Here is a 19,839-nt window from a genome sequence, read left to right as displayed (position 1 = left end):
GTCACTCGGCGTAGATGCCGAGCGGGATGTGCACGAGCGTGAGACCCGGGCGCGCGATCGCCTCGCGCACCGTCTCAGCCGTGCGCGATCGGTCGGTGACTCGCAGTCCGGTGCCGCCGAACGCCTCGGCGAGCGCCGCCCAGTCGGGCTGGGCGAGATCGACGCCGATGGGGCTGATGCCGCGATCGAGCTCGTTCTGCTTGATCTCGGCGTACCCGCCGTTGTTGACGCACACGACGGTGAGATTGAGTCCCTGCTCGATCGCGGTCGCGAACTCCTGCACCGCGAACATGAGCGCGCCATCGCCGACGACGCACACCACGTCTCGCGACTCCGGCGCGCCGACCCGTGCGCCGATCGCGGCTGGCAGGCCGTAGCCGAGTGTCGCGTAGGCGGCGGTGTAGAGGAAGGAGTGCGGGCGCTGCTGCAGCATGGCACTGGCCATGCCCATGTAGGTGATCTGCGACGAGTCGCCGGCGACGATGGCGTCGGGATCGATCGCCGAGGCGATGTCGACCGCGGCCGCCATGGCGAGCGGTGCGTACGAGCGGGCCTCGACCTCGCTCGCGGCGCGCACCGACTCGATGTCGGCCCACGTCGGCTTCGCCTCGCGGGTTGAAGATGCAGCGGGGTCGGATGCCGCGGCATCCGTTCCTCGCAACGCCTCGAGCAGCGCCGGCACGACGGCCTCCGCGTGACCCTGAAGGCCGACGTCGACCCGTAGGTTCTTGTCGAGCTGCGTCTCGAGCACGTCGACACGGATGACCTTGCCGGCCGGGTCGATCACGCCGCCCCAGAGCTCTGCCTCGCCGAGCTTCGAGCCGACGACGAGCAGCACGTCGGAGGCGTTGATCACGTCTCGCACCGCAGCCAGGCGAAGCTCGGCACGCAGTGAGAGCGGGTGATGCTCCGACACAGCCGCCTTGCCGTTGAGCGTGGTGGCGACCGGCGCGCCGAGCAGTTCCGCAAGCGCTGTGAGCTCGGCGGCGACGCTCGTCGAGCCGCCACCGGCGATGATCGCGGGTCGTTCGGCACCGGCGAGCAGACGCGCAGCTGCCGCGAGACGGTCGGCGTCCGCTTCGCGGTGCCCCGGATGCGGGCGCGCTGCGAGCAGCGACTCATCGATCGCGGCCTCGCTCTCGAGCACGTTGAGCGGGATCTCGATGTGCACGGGGCGAGGGCGTCCGGTGCGGAACAGCTCGAACGCGTCGTGCACGCTCTGCACGGCTTCCTCGGCCGAGGTGACCCGGCGGCTCCACTCGACGATCGAGCCGACCGCGCCTGTGGCGTCCTTCGTCTCGTGCAGGGCACCGATGTCGGCGAACTCCTCCCCCTCGGGCACGCCGGGTGAGAGCAGGATGAACGGCCGCGACTCGCAGTACGCGGTGCCGGCGGCCGACAGCGCGTTGAGCAGGCCCGGACCCGAGGTCGTGATGACCACACCGGGCAACCCGCGCTGCTGCGCCCACCCGTCAGCCCCGTAACCCGCTCCCTGCTCATGACGCGAGGTCACGGCATGGATGCCGAGTCGCCGCAGGTGGCGGTAGAACTCGAGGTTGTGGGTGCCGGGGATGCCGAACACCGTGTCGACACCGTAGTTGCGCAGCGCCGTGAGCACGGCCAGACCGGCATTCTTCGTCGAGACGCCTGCCGCCTCTGCGGCCTCGCGCTCTGCGGCGCTCACGTCGGCGACACTCTGAGAGAGGTCGGTCATGCTGTCACCGACTCGAGGGTCGACGCCGTCGCGTCAGCGCCGACGGCGTGGCGGCGCACACCGTCGACCCACGTCTCGCGCACCTCGATCTGCGCGATGCTCTCGGCTTCCACCTCGAAGAGGTCGGCGCCGAGCACCGCGAAGTCGGCGCGCTTGCCGATCTCGAGGCTGCCCAGGTCGTCTTCACGGCCGATCGTGCGCGCGGCGTCGATCGTGTGGGCGCGGAGTGCGACGCGACGGTCGATCGCGAGGTCGTCCGGTCCGAGCTTGTGGCCGCGACGCGTGATGCGGGTGACGGCCGCCTGGATCGCCTCGAGCGGGCGAGGGTCGGCGACGGGCGCGTCCGAGCTGATGGTCACGGGAACGCCGGCGCGCACGAACTCGCCGAGCGGGTTGAAGCGCTCACCAGGCGTGCCGATCGCCTGCTCGACGCCCTCGCCCCAGTTGTAGTAGTGCTGCGGCTGGTTCACCGGGCGGATGCCGGCGGCCGCCATGCGCTCGATCTGCTCGGGCGTCGGCAGGCCGCAGTGCTCGATGCGGTGGCGCGCGTCGGCTCGCGGCGTCTCGGCCTGCGCCGACTCGATCGCGTCGATCACCATCTCGAGGGCGGTGGGCGACTGCGCGTGGGTCGCGGTCTGCAGTCCTGCGGCGTGCGCCTTGGCGATGAGGCCCTTGTAGTCGGCCGGGTCGTGGTAGAGCTGACCGGTACGGCAGGGGTCACCGACATAGCCGTCGGGGAAGTAGGCGGTCCAGCCGCCGAGCGTGCCATCGGCGTAGAACTTGATGCCGGCGAAGCTCAAGGTGTTGTTGCCGAACTGGCCGTTCATGCCGAGCTCGGTCACCTCATCGAGCAGGTGCGACAGCGCGTACATCGCGATCCGCACCGAGAGGCCGCCCTGCTCGGCGGCGCGCAGGTAGGTGTCGAACTCGCGCTTGGTGACCTGGCAGTCGCCGACGGCGGTCACGCCGCCCTGCAAGAAGTTCTCCTGTGCCGCGAGCAACTGGCGCACGTGCTCCTCGGGGGCGTCTGCGAGGTGGAAGTTCGGGCCGTGGTGGCCGATCTTCACGCCGGAGACGCCGGTGAGGATGTTGCACGCGGCATCCGACAACTCGCCCGTGAGCTCGCCCTCGGCGTCGCGGAAGAACTCGCCGCCCTGAGGGTTCGGGGTGTCGCGCGTCACGCCGTGGAGCTCGAAGGTGTAGCTGTTCACAACGCCGCCGTGTCCGGAGGCGTTCATGAGGTACACCTCGCGGTCGGTGGCGACCTCGTCGAGCTCGAAGCGAGTGGGGTGACGGCGCTCGGCCAGGTTGCGCTGCTCGTAGCCGTAGCCGCGCACGGGCAGTCCGGCGGGCGTGCGCTCGGCGGCCGCCTTCAGAAGGGCGACGATCTCAGGAATGCTGGCGGCCTTCTCGGGTCCGCAGTCGACCCAGCTCATCATCTGACCGAGCATGAGCGGGTGGGCGTGCGCGTCGATGAAGCCCGGCACGACGACTGCGTCGCCGAGATCGTGCTCCACCGGCGTGGCCGATGAGAACTCGCTCGCGCGGGCGCGGCACTCATCGACGGTGCCGGTCGCGGCGATGCGTCCGTCGATGATGAGCATGGCGGTGACGGCGGTGTCGGCATCGTCGAGCACGTGGATGCGGGCGGCGGTGACGATCTGGGGGACGAGCGCGTCGAGCGGACGCTCGAACGTGGCGAGTTTGCGCATGGTGCTCCTCGGAAAGCTATGAAAAGGCGGTGGTACGGGCTCGGCGAGCGAGGCTCAGCGAGCGGGGATGGTGTTGACGGGCGTGGTGGGTCGCCCGTGCTCCCAGAGGTCGATCACATTGCCGGCCTGCTGGCGTACGTATTCGACGTTGGTGTAATCGGAGAAGTACGCCACGTGCGGGGTGACGATGACTCGCGGATGCCTGAGCAGCGGATGCCGCGGATCGGCGGGCTCCTCGCGCAGCACGTCGAGGCCGGCTCCGGCGATCCTGCCGCTCTCGAGGCCCCGCAGCAGGGCGTCCTCGTCGATCAGGGCGCCGCGGCTCACATTGACGAGGTAGGAGCCCTCCGGCATCCCCGCGATGAACTCGTCATCGATGAGATCAACCGTGTCGGGCGACAGCGGCACATGCAGTGAGATCGCCTTGGCCTTGGAGCGCAGTTCGTCGAGCTCGACCCTGCGCACGCCGGCCGCTTCGAGCCGGGCACGCGTCTCAGCGGTGTCGGGCAGGAACGGGTCGGTGCCGATCACCTCTGCGAACAGCGGCCTGGCGTACTCGGCGAACTTCAGCCCGATGCGGCCGAGGCCGACGATGCCGAGCGTGTGCTCGCTGAGCCGGGGCGGCGTCACGGTGTCGCGGGCGTTCCAGTCGCTGACAGCCGACTCGCTGAAGAAGGGGAAGCCACGAGTCGCCGCCAGCAGGAGCCCGAGCGCGTGCGCCGCCACCTCATCGGTGGCCGCGCCCAGGATGTTCGTGACCCAGACGCCGTGCTCTGTCGCGGCCTCGAGATCGACATTGTCGGTGCCCATCGACATCAGCGCGATGATGCGAACCCGCGGCATCTTCTCGATCATCTCGCGGGTGATCGGCGCATAGCCGACGAGCAGCGCGTCGGCGTCGCGGCCGGCCTCGACGATCCGGTCGGGATCGCGCGAGTCGAGGTGCTCTACGGCGAAGCCGAGCTCCTCGAGAGCCGCGACACCGGGTGAGATGTCGGTGTCGTCCATGTCGGTGTAGACGGCCCGGAGCGTGCGGGCAGCGGCATCCGCGCCCGCCTCCCCGAGTGCGTGGTGTGCCTGATCAATGGACATGGCGAAGGAACTGCTTCGTGCGCTCGTGCTGGGGGTTCTCGAAGAACTCCTCGGGCTCCGCCTGCTCGACGATGATGCCCGAGTCGAACAGCGTGACCTGGTCGGCCGCGCGACGTGCGAAGCGCACCTCGTGGGTCACCACGATCATCGTCATGCCCTCGTCGGCGAGTTGCTCCATCACATCGAGCACTTCGCCCACGAGTTCGGGGTCGAGCGCGGATGTCGGCTCATCGAAGAGCATGACCTGCGGGTTGAGCACAAGCGCTCGTGCAATGGCGACGCGCTGCTGCTGGCCGCCCGACAGTTCCGACGGGTAGTGGTGGTCGCGGTCGCCAAGGCCGACACGCGAGAGCATCTTGTAGGCGCGCTCCTTCGCCTCCTCGCGGGCGACGTCTTGCACGGAGGTGAGGCCGAGCGCCACGTTCTCGAGGGCGTTGAGGTGCGGGAACAGGTTGAAGCGCTGGAACACCATGCCGATGTCTCGGCGCTCCACTGCGAGCCGACGCTCGGGGTAGTGGTGCATTCGCCCGCCCCGGTCTTCAGCGCCGATGCGCTTGCCGTTGAGCAGGATCGCACCGCGGTCGGCCGGCTCGAGCAGCGCCATCAGGCGGAGCATGGTCGACTTGCCGGAGCCCGAAGGGCCCAGCACGGCCTTCACCTGGCCCTTGTCGATGGCGAACTCGACGCCCTTCAGCACCTCGATGCCGGCGTAGGTCTTGTGCAGGTCGCGCACCTCGAGGGTGGGCGTACCCGGCTTGGCGGCGGGTGTCGCCACGGCGTCACGGATGTCGGTCATTCCGTCGCCCCTTTCTTCTCGAGTCGAGCCTCAGCCGCTTCTGCGGCTTCACGGGCAGCGAGCTCGTCATCGGTCTCGGCCGTCTCGTCGGGCTCGTCCGCTGCACGGCGGCGCGAGGCGGCGGTGGCGACCGCGACGGTCTGCGTGCCGAGGGTGCGCACGCTGCGCTTCGGCGCATTGCGCGAGCTCCAGGCGAAGCGCTTCTCGACCTTGCTCTGCAGCAGCGTCACCAGCGTGACGATGACGAGGTAGTAGATGATGGCGACCGCGTAGTACTCGGCGTAGCGGAACGTGATGTTCACGCCGATCTGCGCGGTAGTGAGCAGCTCGCGCAGCGAGATCACCGAGGCGAGTGATGAGTACTTGATGAGGCCGATGAACTCGTTGCCGGTGGGCGGCAGCGCGGTGCGAATCGCTTGCGGCAGCACCACCTTGATCATGACGGCCGCGGGCTTCATGCCGAGCGCACGGCCGGCGAGCGCCTGGCCGTCGTCGACGCTGTTGAGTGCAGAGCGGATGATCTCGGCCATGAACGCCGACTCGACGAGGCCGAGGCCCACGGAGGCGGCGATGAACGGGGTGTACCAGTCGGCCTTGAGCGCGGGGATCAACTGCGGCAGCGCGTTCCACATGATGAGCAGCAGCAGCAGTGCAGGGATCGCCCGGAAGAACCAGGTGTAGATCGCGGCAGGGCCCCGGTAGTACGGCTTCTTCGAGGTGTTGCCGAGTGCGATGAAGAAGCCGATCACCGTGGCGATGATCAACGACACCGCGGCGACCGCGATCGAGAGGAGCGCACCCCAGAGGTAGGCGGGGTTGATGAGTTGCTGGAAGAAGATTTCCGGGTCGAACAGCATTGGGGTTCCTTTCGGGGGGCCGGCGTCACCGGCCCCCCGTCACGGGATCGATCGAACGACGATCAGACGTCGTCAGTAGACGTCGAGGATCTCGGCGTCGAGGTTGTACTTCTCGGCGATCTTGGCCCAGGTGCCGTCTTCGTAGAGGGCCTTGAGACCATCGGCGACGGCCGGGCTGAGCTGGTCGTCCTTGCGAGTGAACACACCGAAGGTAGTGTCGGGGTCGAACACGCCGGCGACCTCGAGCTTGCCCTGGTTCTGAGTGGCCATGTACGCCGCAGCGACGTTGGTCTCGACCAGTACGTCGGACTTGCCGTTCAGCACCGCGAGCACGGTCTCTGCCGTCTTCGGGTACTGGGTGTGCTGGATCGGCGCCTTGCCGTCGGCGACGCACTCCTCCGAGAGCTTGTCGACGCTCGCGGCGTTGCTCGATGCGGCCTGGCTGGTGACCTTCAGCCCGCAGAGGTCTTCGGGGCTCTTCAGCTTCGCTGCGAGCTCGGGCGCCGCGAGGGCGGCCGGTCCGGCGTTCATGATGGGCGCGGCATCCGCGATCTGCAGACGCTCTTCGCTCATGTACAGACCGCCGAAGATGAAGTCGCAGCGGCTGGACTGCAGGCCGGGCATGAGCCCGTCGAACGAGGTGACCTCGAACTTGGGCTCGACGCCCCAGTGCTCGGCGAGGGCGCGGACGGCATCGGCGTCGAAGCCGATGATGTCGCCGCCCGATCCGTCTTCGTAGTACTCGAGGGGCGGGTACTCGGGGTCGATGCAGGCGGTGGCGAAGCCGTCGTTGACGAGGCCCGCGGGCGCCGACGAGTCGGTGCCCTTGTCGCCCTGGTTGTTGGTGTCGGTCTCGCCACCGCTGGCACAGCCTGCCAGCAAGAGCGCGGCAGAGGCCGCGGCGAGGACTCCAGCGAATCGCTTGTTCATATTGCCTTCTCCGTTGAAATGCGAAAGGGGACGGTGCGTGCGAATGATTGTGCGCCGTTCCTGCGCGGTTGTCAATTCAGTTTTGCATGCCCGAGCGGGCACTGTCGCAAAACCGTTACATCTAGTGGCGGATTTGCAGGCAATTCCCCGATGACCCAGCCATTCAACGAAAAACTTGTATCTGATAGCGAGCGGGTGCGCTAGCGTGCTGCCATGGACTCGCTCACCGAACGCGCGATCGCACTGCTGCGAGAAGACGGGCGCGCCTCGTTCAGCGATATGGCCCGCCGGCTGGGAACGACGCGGGCGAACATCGCTCGCCGCATCGCCCCGATGCTGGAGTCAGGGCAACTGAGAGTCGTGGCAGCCGTGCATCCTCGCCTGCTCGGCCTCGACACGCTCGCGCACCTCACGGTGCGCGCAGAGGGCGACATCAGCGCGCTGGCGGCCGAGATCGCAAAGCTCGAGTCGCCCGTGTTCATCTCTGAGATCTCCGGTCCATCGCAGCTCGTTGTCGAAGTGCACCGAGCCTCCCTCACGGAACTGCAGGAAGACCTGCAGCACATCCGCGCGATGCCCGGGGTGCTCGAGATCCAGATGCTGCTCTACGAACGGATGCTCAAGAGCTTCTTCCTCGGCGAGGAGCCGACGCTCTTCGCGCACACGCTCGACGAAGCAGACCTGCGCATCATGGAGCTGCTGCAGGGCGACGGTCGCCTCGGCTTCGCCGAACTGGCCGAGCACGCGCAGCTCTCCATCAGCGGATGCCGCACGCGGGTGAACCGTCTCATCACAGCCGGCGTCATGAAGATCGGCGCGATCCTCAGCCGCGACAGCAGCGGCACCGGCCTGCCCTTCGGGTTCGGCATCAGCCTCTCCGGCGACGATCAGCAGCTCATCGAGCTGATCAAGAGCCAAGACGGGGTGGAGTTCCTCGGCCGCACCATCGGACGCTTCGACATCGTGGCCACGATCACCTTCGCGAACCTGCGCGACTTCAACGAGTTCCTCGCGAGCGTGCGCGCGGTTCCCTCCGTGCGCGTCGCGGAGCAGTGGCTCCACGCGCGGGTTCCGCATGAGCGGTATCACCAGAGCGTGCACCGCATCAGGTACCAGGTCGCCGCCGCCAACGCCGACGCCGACGCCTCGTAGCGCGAGCCCGAATCGAGCCGCAGGACATACGCCTCACCGCCCGTCTCGCGCGGTCAGCAGCAAACAGCCCGCGTCACCGCCGCGCAGCACGCGTCGTTGCGGCACAGCACCCATCGCCGCCCGGACACCCGCACAGACGCCGGATGCCGGGGCGATTGGCCCCGGCATCCGTGGTGTCGCGCGATCGCGCCCGTGTGACGACTACCGCGTCGGAGTGGTGACCGTCTGCACGATCTCCTTGTCCTGAACGCGCAGCCGCTCACCGATGAGACCACCGAAGGCGGTGATCAGAGCGACCAGGGCGAGGATCACGACAGCAGGCCACGAGGCGGTGGTGCCGGTTGCCGAGATCATCCAGGTCGCGATGAACGGGAGGAAGCCCGAGAGCGCGCCCGCGATGTTGTAGCCGAGCGAGACACCGCTGTAGCGGAGTTGCGGCGGGAACAGCTCGGTGAGCAGCGCACCGGTGACCGCGTACGTGATCGTCAGCAGCGCGATACCGCCGGCCACAGCGAGCGTGATCGCCCATGCCTGGTTGGTGTCGATGAGCAGGAACAAGGGCCACGCTGCGGCAGCGGTCGCGATGCCGCCCCAGAAGGTGACTCGGCCCGGGCCGATCTTCTCGGCCAGGCGGCCGAAGATCAGGATCACGACGATCTGGGCCACTGCGGCGATCAGGGTCGCGTTCACCACGACCTGACGGTCACCGCCGAGGTTGTTGGTGACGTAGCTGACCACGAAGGTGTTCATCACGTAGAAGCCGCCGACGCCGAGGAAGGCAGCCATGATCGCGACGACGAGACGGCCGCCGGCCTTGGTGAACACCTGGAGGGCGGGCACCTTGGCGCGCTGGTCCTCGCGGAGCAGCTCTTCGAAGATCGGCGACTCCTCGACCTTGACCCGGATCCACAGGGCGACGATGAGCATCGGGAACGCGGCGAGGAAGGGCAGACGCCACGCCCACGCATCGAAGGTCTCCGACGGGAAGAGCAGCACGAGTGCGAACGCACCCGAGGAGAGGAGCGTACCGACGGGCGAGCCGACCTGCACGAGCGCGGCGTAGCGCGCGCGCTGCTTCACCGGTGCGTGCTCGATGGCGATCGTGGTCGCGCCACCCCATTCGCCGCCGACCGCGAGACCCTGCAGCAGGCGCAGAATGACGAGGAACACCGGCGCGAGCAGGCCGACGTCGGCGAAGGTCGGCAGCAGACCGATCAGTCCGGTCGCGGTACCGATCAGGATGATCGTGATGATCAGCGTCGGGCGGCGGCCGATGCGGTCGCCGAGCACGCCGAAGAAGAACGCACCGATCGGGCGCGCGGCGAAGCCGACACCGAAGGTCGCGAGGGAGGCGAGCACGGCCGCAGTCGGGTCGAGGTCGCTGAAGAAGAGGCGGTTGAAGACGATGGCCGCCGCGGTTCCGAAGAGGTAGTAGTCGTACCACTCGAGCGCAGTACCGACGAAAGCAGCGTTCGCGATGCGACGCACTTCCTTCGGGCTGACTAGCACCGGTCCGCTCTCGGGCGATCCCGCCCGGCCAGACGGCTCCGTCATGGCGTCGCTCACTGTTACTCCTTTGTGTTGTTGGACTCGATGTCGTGGGCTTGCTGTGCGTTCAACTCGGCAGCGTCGAGTTCGATCGCCCGGTTGAAGTCTCGGCAGCACTTGCGCACTGCGACCCGCCTCGGTGGCAGGCTCATCCCGTAATCCTGATTCGCCAGTTGCACACGTGCAATGTCGAACTGACGCGGTTTTCGGGCGTCACTTGTGCGAATACACAGCGGCTGACAGCATCCCCCGCCGCTAGAGAGAGAGAGAGAGAGAGAGGCTCGCCTCGCGATACGACGTGCTGTTCAGCGAGGATGCCGGCTGAGCGCCACGTACGCGAGGGCCGCTTGAGCCGGCACGGTGACGTCGAGTCCCGTCCACGAGCGGAAGGTGGCGAGGCGATTCACGACGGTGTTCCTATGGCAATAGACCGTCTCTGAAGCCCGCTTCACCGAGCCGCTGTCGAGATACGCCCGCACCGTCTCCACGACCCGGTCGTGCTCGTAATCTCCGAGATCGTCGAGGCCGGCGAGCAGATTCGATGTGAACCCCGGAGCAATGGTGTCGAGGTGGGCAGCGCTGATCGGCGCCCACATGGCATCGAGGCCAGAGAGCCGCTCGAGCGATCCGGCGGTGTTGAGCAGCTCATGCGCCGATCGCGCGGCACGAGGCAGCTCGGCGAGCGCCACATCGTTGAGGTGCACGCCGGGGATCTGCGCAAGCCGTTCCGCCGGTTCGGGGTCCGACAGCCCGCGCACCCAGAACACGCAGGTGATGTCTCGGTAGGCGTACGAGAACACCCTGCCTGCGAGCAGAGCGCGTTCCGCGACGGCCGCGACACGTTCGGCATGATCGCTGTCGAATGCTGCCAGGTCGAACACCGTGTCGACGTCGACTCCGAGCGTCATCGCTGTGCGATCGAGCACCGACTGGGTGATCTCGCGCGCATTGAAGAGCCTCGAGAGGTCGCGCTCCGTCGCGAGCCGCGAATCCCGCTGCAGCGCCGCCTGCTCGCGGAGGAACGACGACTGCACGTCGAACACGTACTCGTCGAGCACGGCCATCATCAGATCGAAGCGGTCGGCGAGCAACGCCACGTGCTCGGGACCAGCCAGACGGCGAAGGCGACGCCACATGATCACGAGGTCGATGCGCACCGCCTCGGTGAGCGCGTCGAGCGGGATGCCCTGACGCGCTCGGCGCGCCCCGAGCGATTCCGCGAGTTCAGCATCCTTCGGCTCAGGCGCCCGCCCGCCCAACCGCGAGATGAGCATCCCGAGCGTCTGCGGCGCGGTCTGGCGGAGGTCTTCCACCGTGATGGCGTCGGGCTCGTACAGACCGCGATCGGTGAGCTCAGTCATGAACTCCTCGACGAGTTCGGGCATCTCGCGCTCCAGCGCCGCGACGAGCTCGTCCCAGATCTCGGCCTCGCTGCGGCGGTCGCCCTGCTCGCTTGCCATCATTGTCTGATGATAGTCAATTGCACAATTGAGCGGCAAGAAAATGCAGCGGTCCGCCATTGCGGTTGAGCATTCGCTCAGGTGGAATGGAGGCCTCACCCTCACGACCTCCAATGACGAGGTCGCAGAACGCTCGAGGAGCACTGTGGAACTCGACCTGATGATCGACAACGCCCGAATCCGTACCGGCCTGGGCGAGCGCCCCGCCGGATCCCGTATCGGCATCTGGCGCGGCCGCATCGTGGGGATCGATGAGCAACTCGACGGTTTCGCCGCCGCGCGGCGCGTGGACGCCGGCGGCGCGTTCGTCATGGCCGGCTTCAACGACGTGCACGCCCACAGCGTGTGGTTCGGGCAGACGCTCGGCGAGATCGATCTCTCCAACGCCAAGACCGCCGGCGACGTCTACGACGCGATCCGCGCGGGAGTCGATTCCTCCCTCGCGCCCGATGCGTGGGTGGTCGCTTCCTCGTACGACCCCCTGGGTCTCACCGGTGAGCGTCCCGACCGCGACGAGCTCGACCGGGCGAGCGGCGGGCGCCCCTTGCTCATCAAGCACTCCTCGGGCCACGCCTACACGGTGAACGGCATCGCGCTTCGGCTTGTCGGCATCCCCGATCAGCCTGACCACCAGCCCGAGGGCGGCGTCATCGCGGTCGACGAGTCGGGCCGGGCCACCGGCGTGCTCGACGAGAATGCGATGCGCATCGTGCAAGACGTTGTGCTGCCCGATCCGACCTCGGAGATCGTCGATGCGCTGGGTCGCGCTACCGCGCAGTACGCGCGCGAAGGCCTGACCTCTGTGACGGATGCCGGCATCGGCGGTGGCTGGATCGGACACAGCCCGCGCGAGTTCACCGCCTACCAGGTCGCGCTCGAACGGGGCCTGCTGGCGACGCGCATGCAGCCGATGGTGGTCGCCGACGTGCTGCATGAGCTGAACGGGCACTCGAGTGAGGCGGGTGTGTTCGGCCTGGATGCGGGCATCCGCTCGGGTCTCGGCGACGCCCGCCTGCAGCTGGGTCCGATGAAGATGTTCCTCGACGGCTCGCTGCTGGGAGCCACCGCGGCGATGACGGAGCCGTACTGCACGCACCGCCACAGCAGCGGCTACTTCCAGGATGACGTCGAGGCGATGCGCCGCCGCGCCCACGAGGCCGCCGCCGGCGGCTGGGCGCTCGCCCTTCACGCGATCGGCGACCGCGCCGTCGACCTCGCGCTCGACATCATCGAGGAAGCCCAGGAGCTCGGATCGCAACCGCCGCACATGCCGAACCGCATCGAGCACGGTGGCGTCGTGCGCCCGGATCAGGTCGCGCGCATCGCGGCGCTGGATGTGAGCCTCGTGCCGCAGCCGCTGTTCATCGCCAAGTACGGCGATGGCATGGGCGCCAACCTCGGTCCGGATCGCACACTGCACTCATACCCGGCTGCGTCGCTGCTGAAGGCAGGAGCCAACCTCCCCGGCAGCAGTGATCGCCCCGTCGCGCCCGGCGCGCCACTGCCGATCATTCAGGCGTTCGTCGAGCGCAAGACGCAGACCGGAGCGCTGTACGGCGCAGACGAGCGCATCAGCGTCGAGCAGGCGCTCACCGCGTACACCGTCGGATCGGCGCGCGCGACCGGGTGGGCGGGAGAGAAGGGCACGTTGGCACCCGGGATGCTGGCCGACCTCGTCGCGCTGTCGGACGACCCTCGCGACGTGCCAGTCGACGCGATCGGCGACATCGACGTGGTCGCAACCTGGGTGGGCGGTGCGTCGACCCACGGCGAGCTGCCTGACGCATGATGTGACCGACGGCATCCCGCGCCATCGAGCTGGGTATGCCCCGGCAGACCGAGGCAGACATGAAGCGGCGCGAGCCGCTCGAGACACGAGGCGGTAATACCGCTTGAGACAGAGAGCCGGGCAACGATCGCACGGCACGAAGGAGCGCACGCGGAGGTGCGCGCGCTGAAGAAGAAGGAGACGGCAGCGATGTCGATCGAACAGGCACCCCAGAAGACGGCCCCGCGTGACAGCACGGGCTTTCTCGACGACTTCACGACGCTCTCGGAGTTCGGCCACACGCCCGGCGGCGGCGTCGACCGTCAGGCCGCGAGCGAGGCGGACCACGCGACTCGTGCATGGTGGGCCGAGTGGCTCACAGGCAACGGTTTCAAGGTGGTCACCGACTCCATCGGCAATATGTTCGGCCTGCTCGAGTTCGTACGAGGCGCGCCGTACGTGCTGCTGGGCTCGCACCTCGACTCTCAGCCGCTCGCCGGGCGCTTCGATGGCGCGTATGGCGTGCTGTCGGCAGGGCATGCGGCACGAGAGGTCGCGCGTCGTGTCGCGGCCGGCGAGGTGGAGCCGAAGCTCAATATCGCGGTCGTCAACTGGTTCAACGAAGAGGGAAGCCGCTTCGCGCCCAGCATGATGGGCAGCGCCGTCGCGACCGGCAAGCTCGCCCTCGAGACGGCCCTCGCCGTGCGCGACCACGCCGGAGTGAGCGTCGCCGAGGCACTGCAGCCGGTCGACACGCGCCCCGAGCAGGTGCGTGTCGCGACCTACGGCGAGATCCACATCGAGCAAGGTCGCATCCTCGAGAACAAGGGCATCACCATCGGGTTGGTCGACCGCACCTGGGCGGCCAGCAAGTACAAGATCCGCGTGCACGGAGCGCAGGCGCACACCGGCGCGACCGTGATGGCCGACCGCCGCGACGCGCTGTTCGGCGCCGCGCTGCTGATCACGGCGGCGCGCGAGCTCACCGAGGTGCTGCCCGACGGGATGCTCCACTCCTCGGTGTCGGAGATGGAAGTGCTGCCGAACTCCCCCGTCACCATCGCTCGGCTCGTGGAGATGAACCTCGACCTGCGCTCGCCCGATGAAGACGTGCTCGCGGAAGCCAACCGCCTGCTCGACGAACGGTTCGCCGAGATCGAGCAGCGGGCTCGCGTGCAGATCGAGCGCGAGCTCACGCACCACTGGGGCCTGCTCGCCTACCAGCCCGAGGGCGTGGAGCTCTCGCGCGACACGGCGAGCGCGCTCGGCCTCTCGCACACGGAGATCATGACGGTGGCCGGCCACGACTCCACGAACATGAAGGATGTCGTGCCGTCGGTGATGCTGTTCGTGCCGAGCATCGAGGGCATCTCGCACAACGAGGCCGAGAACACCGAGGCGTCCGACTCGGTCGCGGGTGTGACGATGCTCACGGATGTCGCCGCTCGCATGGTCGGTGGCGAACTGTGGGACGGCCAGAGTGAGTACCTGCTGGGGCCTGCGAAGGGCTGAGCAAGCCACTCGCGCGAGAGATGCGGGGCTCGAGGCCTCGGTCAGTGCAGGAGCCCCGGCATCCGTCGCTTGAGCACTTCATTGGCGGCGATGTAGAGCACGAGCACGGCGCCCAGCGCAGCGAGCAAGAGCGCCGGCGGCGGCTCGAGCCCCATCACCGTGGCTGCCGGCCCGATGTAGGGAAGCGCCACGGTGACGACGGCGACGGCGACGCTCGAGAGCACCAGCGCCACGGCCGGTCGCGACTTCCAGATGGGTCGCGCCGTGCGCAAGGAGAAGAGCACGGCGAGCTCGGTGAGCGTGGACATCACGAACCAGGCGCTCTGGAACTCGACCGACCCCGCCCCGAACCCCCAGACCAGCACCGCGAACGTGATCAGGTCGAACACGGTGGAGAGCAGTCCGAACACGAGCATGAACACCTGGAGCCTCCGAAGGTTCCAGTGGATCGGCTTCTTCAACTGCTCGCGGTCGACCTCGTCTGCGGCGATGGTCATGGCCGGGATGTCGCTCAAGAAGTTCAACAGCAGAATCTGCCGAGGCAGCAACGGCAGGAACGGCAGCACCAGACTCGCCACGGCGAGCGAGGCCATATTGCCGAAGTTGGCGCTCGTGGTGAGCCGGATGTACTTCAACGTGTTGGCGAACGTCCGGCGACCGAGCCGCACGCCATCGGCGACCACATCGAGGCCCTTCTCGAGCAGCACCACGCTCGCCGCCTGCTTGGCCACGTCGACCGCCGTGTCGACCGAGATGCCGACGTCAGCCGCGTGAAGGGCGACCGCGTCGTTGATGCCGTCGCCGAGGAATCCGACCACCTCGCGCGAAGCTCGTAGCGCCGAGACGATGCGCGCCTTGTGCATCGGCTCCACCTCGGCGAACACTCGCACATCACGGAATGCGACGGCGAGCCGAGCCGTGTCAAGGGCACCCAGTTCCTGCCCGGTGACGACTGTGTCGGCGGGGACTCCGACGGCCTTCGCGGTCGCGCGCGCCGTAGCCGCCGAGTCGCCGGTGATCAGCACCACTCGAACCCCGGCATGCTGCAGCGATGCGACGGCCTCTGCGGCCCCGGCTTTCGCCGGATCCCTGAAGACGAGCAGTCCCTCGAAGGTCAGGTCGGTCTCATCGTCGACGCTCAATGCGTGCAGGGCCGGCATCGCGCGACTCGCCACCGCGAGCACACGATTGCCCTCCGCGGCGAGCTGATCGGCGAAGGCCTGCACCTCGCTGGTGGTGAGCGGAGACTCGCCGCCATCGGCCGCGCGCACCGTGACGCACAGCGGCAGCACTGTGCCGACCGAGCCCTTGGTGACCAGGAGGGCCGATGACCCCGCGCTCGAGTGATTGGGCGTTTCGTCGAGCAGTTCGTTGTCGGGTGTGTCGACCATTCCACGGGGTACGAGGACGCTCAGGCGCTTGCGCTGGAAGTCGTACGGGAGTTCGGCGAGCGCGGTGGCGTCGACCGCGTGCGCCGCGAGGATGATCGCGTCGAGCGGGTTGCGGAACCCGCGCTGGGCCGAAGCGTTGATCGCCGCCAACTGCATCACACGATCGCTTCGGACGCCGTCAGCGGTCACCGCGCGACTGAGTTCGACCGCGCCCGTGGTCAGTGTTCCGGTCTTGTCGGTGCACAACACCGTGATGGCGCCGAGGTCTTCGATCGCATCGAGCCGCTTGACCACGACGCGCCGTTGAGCGAGATGTCTGGCGCCGACCGAGAGGCTCAGTGAGACGATCGCCGGCAGCATCTGCGGCGTGATGCCGACGGCCAGCGACAGGGCGAAGAGCAGGGAGTCGAGCACAGGACGGCCGTAGATCCAGTTCACGATGAAGATGAGCACCGTGAGCACTGCCACCAGCCGCGCGAGCAGCCACCCGAACCTCGCGATGCCGAACTCGAATGCGGTGCGCACATCAGCCGCGGCGACGGCGTGGGCGACGCCGCCGAACTCAGTGTCGCGCCCTGTCGCAACGACGACCGCGCGGGCAGTGCCGCTCACCACGTGACTGCCGAGCTGAACGACGTTCGATCGAGCCGCGACGGTGGCGTCGGCCTCGACGATCGCCGCGGCATCCTTCTCGAGTGGGAACGACTCTCCCGTGAGCGCGGAGGCGTCGACCTGCAGTTCACGCGATTGCAGCAATCTGGCATCGGCGGGCACCAGGTCGCCGGCCGACAGCTCGACGACGTCACCCACCACCACGTCGCCCAAGCGCACCTCCGCAACACGGCCATCGCGGAGCACCCTCGCCTTCACCTGCACGCTGGCGAGCAACTCGGCGACGGCGTTGTCGGCGCGACTCTCCTGCCAGAAGCCGAGCAACCCGCTCGCCGCGATGATGGCGATGATGATCGACCCGTCGAGCACGTCACCGAGCGCCATGGAGACGATCGTCGCGCCGATGAGCACGATCGAGATCGGGTTGGTGTACTGGCCGATCAGAATGCGAAGAGCAGGTCGGCGCCGGTGCTCGCCCAGCGGGTCGGCCTCGGTCGCCCGACGCTCTGTCGCCTCGGCCTGCGAGAGACCTTCGCTCGTGCTCCGCACCGACCCGAGCACCTCGTCGACCGGTCGGGCCCAATATGCGACCTGTTGTGTGGTGTCGATCGGCGAGCGCCTCGGCATGCCTCATGGTGCGCCCTGTGCCGGTACGGCGCACGCGCTCATGGGTCGCAGCCGAGCGCGGCGCGCTAGCGGGTAGTCATCCGGCGCCAGAGCTGATCAGGAGACCAACCGTGCGACGCAGAGGTACCAGTGCCAGGATGACGCCATGACGGTGCGGTTCAAGCGCGTCTACGAGGATCCGGAACGGTCGGATGGCTTCCGGGTGCTCGTGGATCGGCTCTGGCCGCGAGGCCTCTCGAAGGAACGGGCCGCGGTCGACGTGTGGCTGAAGGATGTGGCCCCGAGCGCTGAACTGCGCACCGAGTGGCACAAGCATCCCGATCGTTCACATGAGTTCGTCGGCAGGTATCACGCAGAGCTGGAGCAGAACGCCCCAGCAGTCGAGGAGTTGCGCCGCTTGATCGCTGAGCACGGTACGGTCACCCTGCTGTTCGCATCGAAGAACCCAGACGTCAACCACGCTCGCGTGCTGCTCGACTACCTCGGCGAGCGCTGGACCGGCGAGCGCTGACGACCAGGGTCGCGATCGGGTGTCGGTCGATGAGGCGTCAGGCGACCGGCCACGTGATGAGGGTGCGGGCCGATTCCGGGTGGTCCGGTTGAGGCTCGTTGAGATATGACTCCCACATCACATCGGCCGGAGTCAGGTCACGCTCCCGCATCCACGTCATGAGGCGGTCGTACGACTGAGCCAGCGAGTCGTACGAGCCGAGGTGCGTGTACTGCGCCGCGCGGCCGCCGGGCAGCGTGTACGCCACCACCTCGCCGGACGGCTCGACGGCGGAATGCACTGGAAAGCCGGCGGCGAGATCGACCGTGTCGCTCGGCATCCCGAAGTAGATCCCCAGCGGCGGGCCCCCGATGTGCGGTCCCGCTGCGGCACCCGTGAGATGAAACGCGCGAGAGAAGAACGAGGTCATCTCGCCCATCGGCACCCTCTCTCGCAGCACGACACAGGGCTGAGGCTGAAGATCTACCAGGGTCGGTTCGAGTCCGGTGTCCGGCATGGCTCCGCTCCTCCTTGAACGCGTCGAAACGCTGCGGGCATGTGTCTTCTCTGCAAGCTCACCACCGGGCGAACGCCCCCGCAAGTGCTTGTCAGCCCCGAGCACAGTGGGCGCGGCATCCCGCGCGACGTAGTCTCGGGCTTGTGACGGATGCCGCGCTCATCGGCCCGGTCGACCCGCCGGGCCTGCACGTGATGACGTACAACATTCGCCGTCGGTTCCCGGCCTTGAGACCCCGCAGCCCGGATGCCTGGAACACCCGGAAGCACCTCTTGAAGCGGTTGCTCACCACCGAGCGACCGACGCTGCTGGGCACGCAGGAGGCCCTGGCCGACCAGGCGCACTTCGTGGCCGAAGTGCTCGGCTCCGACTTCGGGTCGGTCGGTCACGGCCGGAATGCAGACGGCGGCGGCGAACGCTGCCCGATCTACTTCGACACCCGCCGACTCGAGCTGAACGAGTGGAAGCAAAGCGCGCTCTCAGCGACTCCCGACATCCCGGGGTCGAGGTCGTGGGGCAACAGGATCCCGCGGGTGGTCGTCGCGGCGGACTTCACCGACCGTTCGACCGGCCGCCGCGTCTTCGCATTCAATACGCACTTCGATCACATCTCTCGCCGTTCGAAGCTGCACTCCGCAAGGATGATCACGCGGCTCGCGGCCGAAGCGCGCAAGCGCGACCCGGATGCCGCCATCGTCGTCACCGGCGACGTGAACGCCGGCTCCGCATCCGCGGCCCACCAGCGGCTGACCGCACGCGGACTCCTGCGCGACTGCTGGACCGCGGCCGAGCACCGGCTGACGCCGCAATGGGGCACGTACTCGCACTACCGGCGACCGCGCCAAGACGGCAGGAGGATCGACGTGATCCTCGTCGGGCCGGGGCTGCGGGTGCTGCGAGCGGGCATCAACGCAGCCCGTTTCGATGGAGCTGCGGCATCCGATCACGAACCGGTACAAGCTGTATTGCTACTTCAGCCGCAGACACCACCGAGCGAAGGGTCAAACCTGGATTCATGATTCGCGCACTGCTCCGGGCACCGCAGGGTGCAGAGATCGCCGCCGACGTCATACGCCTATTGAGCGTCGCAGGTGTCATCGTCGCTGCCATCGGATGGGGACCGAAAGACGCGGTGAGCATCGGCGGGGCGGCGCTGGCGACCCTCATACCGCGGATGCTGGGAGTGCGGCCGGCCGTCGATATCGCGGCGACCGTGGTGATCACCGTCGCCGCATGGAGCGCGGTGCTCGACATCTACCACACGATGAAGTGGTGGGACCTGCCCATGCACTTCTCGCTGAACGGGCTTCTCGCCGTCTGCGCACTGCTGGTGCTCATCAGGCTGAACCTGATCGCGAACCCGCTGGAGATGCCGCGCCCGGTGGCGACTGGAGCCGTGATCGCCACGGCCGTCGGTATGGCGCTCGGTGTGATGTGGGAGTTCTGCGAATGGTTCGTGAAGGTCTACATCGACCCCGAGACTCTCGTTGGGTATGAGGACACGCTCGGCGATCTCGCGGCCGGCGGCCTCGGGTCACTGGCCGCCGGACTCGCGATCAAGTTCATCCTTCGCGGCTTCCCCGCCGACTCGGACTCGACGGCCTCCGCCAGCCCAGCACGGATGACGCCAGTGACGCGATCACGAGCGCGACACGGGTAGC

General features: G+C 67.9%; 16 protein-coding genes. 6 read left to right on the top strand and 10 right to left on the bottom strand.

Annotated features, from left to right (window positions below):
• Position 1: 1 nt before the first annotated feature.
• The 6 genes from QF206_RS09435 to QF206_RS09410 all read right to left on the bottom strand — a co-directional run bounded on the left by QF206_RS09435 (position 2) and on the right by QF206_RS09410 (position 7,101).
• Entirely contained in the window at positions 2-1,714 is a 1,713-nt protein-coding gene (locus QF206_RS09435) for a thiamine pyrophosphate-binding protein (RefSeq protein WP_281488962.1), read from the bottom strand.
• A complete protein-coding gene (locus QF206_RS09430) occupies positions 1,711-3,426 on the bottom strand; it encodes an amidohydrolase (RefSeq protein WP_281488961.1) in 1,716 nt (571 codons plus the stop codon). Before QF206_RS09430 ends, QF206_RS09435 begins: the two co-directional genes overlap by 4 nt.
• A gap of 54 nt (positions 3,427-3,480) precedes the next feature.
• Positions 3,481-4,518, bottom strand: a complete 1,038-nt coding sequence (locus QF206_RS09425; protein WP_281488960.1) for a C-terminal binding protein — start codon at positions 4,516-4,518, stop codon at positions 3,481-3,483.
• Entirely contained in the window at positions 4,508-5,314 is an 807-nt protein-coding gene (locus QF206_RS09420; RefSeq protein ID WP_281488959.1) for an amino acid ABC transporter ATP-binding protein, read from the bottom strand. The genes QF206_RS09425 and QF206_RS09420 overlap by 11 nt, the downstream gene beginning before the upstream one ends.
• The gene (locus QF206_RS09415; protein WP_281488958.1) at positions 5,311-6,171 is read right to left on the bottom strand and encodes an amino acid ABC transporter permease; all 861 of its coding nucleotides are present in this window, start codon (positions 6,169-6,171) and stop codon (positions 5,311-5,313) included. Before QF206_RS09415 ends, QF206_RS09420 begins: the two co-directional genes overlap by 4 nt.
• 72 nt (positions 6,172-6,243) lie before the next feature.
• The gene (locus QF206_RS09410; RefSeq protein ID WP_281488957.1) at positions 6,244-7,101 is read right to left on the bottom strand and encodes an ABC transporter substrate-binding protein; all 858 of its coding nucleotides are present in this window, start codon (positions 7,099-7,101) and stop codon (positions 6,244-6,246) included.
• A 213-nt stretch (positions 7,102-7,314) separates the two neighbouring features.
• Here QF206_RS09410 and QF206_RS09405 point away from each other — a divergent pair, with 213 nt between their 5' ends.
• Positions 7,315-8,253 (top strand): Lrp/AsnC family transcriptional regulator, encoded by a 939-nt coding sequence (locus tag QF206_RS09405; protein WP_281488956.1) that lies wholly within the window; start codon positions 7,315-7,317, stop codon positions 8,251-8,253.
• A gap of 201 nt (positions 8,254-8,454) precedes the next feature.
• On the opposite strand, the gene QF206_RS09400 is transcribed toward QF206_RS09405, so the two are convergent.
• Entirely contained in the window at positions 8,455-9,819 is a 1,365-nt protein-coding gene (locus QF206_RS09400; protein ID WP_340309597.1) for an MFS transporter, read from the bottom strand.
• Between the two features lie 287 nt (positions 9,820-10,106).
• Positions 10,107-11,261, bottom strand: a complete 1,155-nt coding sequence (locus QF206_RS09395) for an RsbRD N-terminal domain-containing protein (protein ID WP_281488955.1) — start codon at positions 11,259-11,261, stop codon at positions 10,107-10,109.
• Positions 11,262-11,406: 145 nt separating this feature from the next.
• Here QF206_RS09395 and QF206_RS09390 point away from each other — a divergent pair, with 145 nt between their 5' ends.
• Complete coding sequence (locus QF206_RS09390; protein ID WP_281488954.1) at positions 11,407-13,050, top strand: amidohydrolase; 1,644 nt, start codon at positions 11,407-11,409, stop codon at positions 13,048-13,050.
• 189 nt (positions 13,051-13,239) lie between these two features.
• Positions 13,240-14,541: a M20 family metallo-hydrolase gene (locus QF206_RS09385; RefSeq protein WP_281489044.1), complete on the top strand. Its 1,302-nt coding sequence runs from the start codon at positions 13,240-13,242 to the stop codon at positions 14,539-14,541.
• Positions 14,542-14,582: 41 nt separating this feature from the next.
• Here the strand turns inward: QF206_RS09385 and mgtA are convergent, their stop codons facing one another.
• Positions 14,583-17,171, bottom strand: a complete 2,589-nt coding sequence (gene mgtA / locus QF206_RS09380) for a magnesium-translocating P-type ATPase (RefSeq protein ID WP_281488953.1) — start codon at positions 17,169-17,171, stop codon at positions 14,583-14,585.
• Positions 17,172-17,316: 145 nt separating this feature from the next.
• Between mgtA and QF206_RS09375 the strand changes: the two genes are divergently transcribed.
• Positions 17,317-17,682 carry a DUF488 domain-containing protein gene (locus QF206_RS09375; protein ID WP_281488952.1) on the top strand — a complete coding sequence of 122 codons (366 nt, stop codon included), beginning with the start codon at positions 17,317-17,319 and terminating at the stop codon, positions 17,680-17,682.
• Between the two features lie 37 nt (positions 17,683-17,719).
• On the opposite strand, the gene QF206_RS09370 is transcribed toward QF206_RS09375, so the two are convergent.
• Positions 17,720-18,178 carry a GyrI-like domain-containing protein gene (locus tag QF206_RS09370; protein ID WP_281488951.1) on the bottom strand — a complete coding sequence of 153 codons (459 nt, stop codon included), beginning with the start codon at positions 18,176-18,178 and terminating at the stop codon, positions 17,720-17,722.
• 143 nt (positions 18,179-18,321) lie between these two features.
• Between QF206_RS09370 and QF206_RS09365 the strand changes: the two genes are divergently transcribed.
• Together QF206_RS09365 and QF206_RS09360 are read left to right on the top strand one after the other, a co-directional pair.
• Positions 18,322-19,197 carry an endonuclease/exonuclease/phosphatase family protein gene (locus QF206_RS09365; RefSeq protein ID WP_281488950.1) on the top strand — a complete coding sequence of 292 codons (876 nt, stop codon included), beginning with the start codon at positions 18,322-18,324 and terminating at the stop codon, positions 19,195-19,197.
• The gene (locus QF206_RS09360; RefSeq protein ID WP_281488949.1) at positions 19,194-19,838 is read left to right on the top strand and encodes a DUF2238 domain-containing protein; all 645 of its coding nucleotides are present in this window, start codon (positions 19,194-19,196) and stop codon (positions 19,836-19,838) included. Before QF206_RS09365 ends, QF206_RS09360 begins: the two co-directional genes overlap by 4 nt.
• The last annotated feature ends 1 nt before the right edge of the window (position 19,839 follow it).

The sequence above is a fragment of the Ruicaihuangia caeni genome (genome assembly GCF_029952955.1).
GTDB classification, from domain to species: domain Bacteria; phylum Actinomycetota; class Actinomycetes; order Actinomycetales; family Microbacteriaceae; genus Ruicaihuangia; species Ruicaihuangia caeni.
The sequence above is the reverse complement of the archived record's forward strand: the minus strand, read 5'-3'. Positions and strand labels throughout refer to the sequence as shown.

Excerpts from the sequence above, each read along its gene's own strand:
- QF206_RS09415 (WP_281488958.1), bottom strand. The coding sequence starts at position 6,171 with ATGCTGTTCGACCCGGAAATCTTCTTCCAGCAACTCATCAACCCCGCC.
- QF206_RS09360 (WP_281488949.1), top strand. The coding sequence starts at position 19,194 with ATGATTCGCGCACTGCTCCGGGCACCGCAGGGTGCAGAGATCGCCGCC.
- QF206_RS09405 (WP_281488956.1), top strand. The coding sequence starts at position 7,315 with ATGGACTCGCTCACCGAACGCGCGATCGCACTGCTGCGAGAAGACGGG.
- mgtA (WP_281488953.1), bottom strand. The coding sequence starts at position 17,171 with ATGCCGAGGCGCTCGCCGATCGACACCACACAACAGGTCGCATATTGG.
- QF206_RS09420 (WP_281488959.1), bottom strand. The coding sequence starts at position 5,314 with ATGACCGACATCCGTGACGCCGTGGCGACACCCGCCGCCAAGCCGGGT.
- QF206_RS09430 (WP_281488961.1), bottom strand. The coding sequence starts at position 3,426 with ATGCGCAAACTCGCCACGTTCGAGCGTCCGCTCGACGCGCTCGTCCCC.
- QF206_RS09395 (WP_281488955.1), bottom strand. The coding sequence starts at position 11,261 with ATGGCAAGCGAGCAGGGCGACCGCCGCAGCGAGGCCGAGATCTGGGAC.
- QF206_RS09375 (WP_281488952.1), top strand. The coding sequence starts at position 17,317 with ATGACGGTGCGGTTCAAGCGCGTCTACGAGGATCCGGAACGGTCGGAT.
- QF206_RS09370 (WP_281488951.1), bottom strand. The coding sequence starts at position 18,178 with ATGCCGGACACCGGACTCGAACCGACCCTGGTAGATCTTCAGCCTCAG.
- QF206_RS09425 (WP_281488960.1), bottom strand. The coding sequence starts at position 4,518 with ATGTCCATTGATCAGGCACACCACGCACTCGGGGAGGCGGGCGCGGAT.
- QF206_RS09410 (WP_281488957.1), bottom strand. The coding sequence starts at position 7,101 with ATGAACAAGCGATTCGCTGGAGTCCTCGCCGCGGCCTCTGCCGCGCTC.
- QF206_RS09435 (WP_281488962.1), bottom strand. The coding sequence starts at position 1,714 with ATGACCGACCTCTCTCAGAGTGTCGCCGACGTGAGCGCCGCAGAGCGC.
- QF206_RS09385 (WP_281489044.1), top strand. The coding sequence starts at position 13,240 with ATGTCGATCGAACAGGCACCCCAGAAGACGGCCCCGCGTGACAGCACG.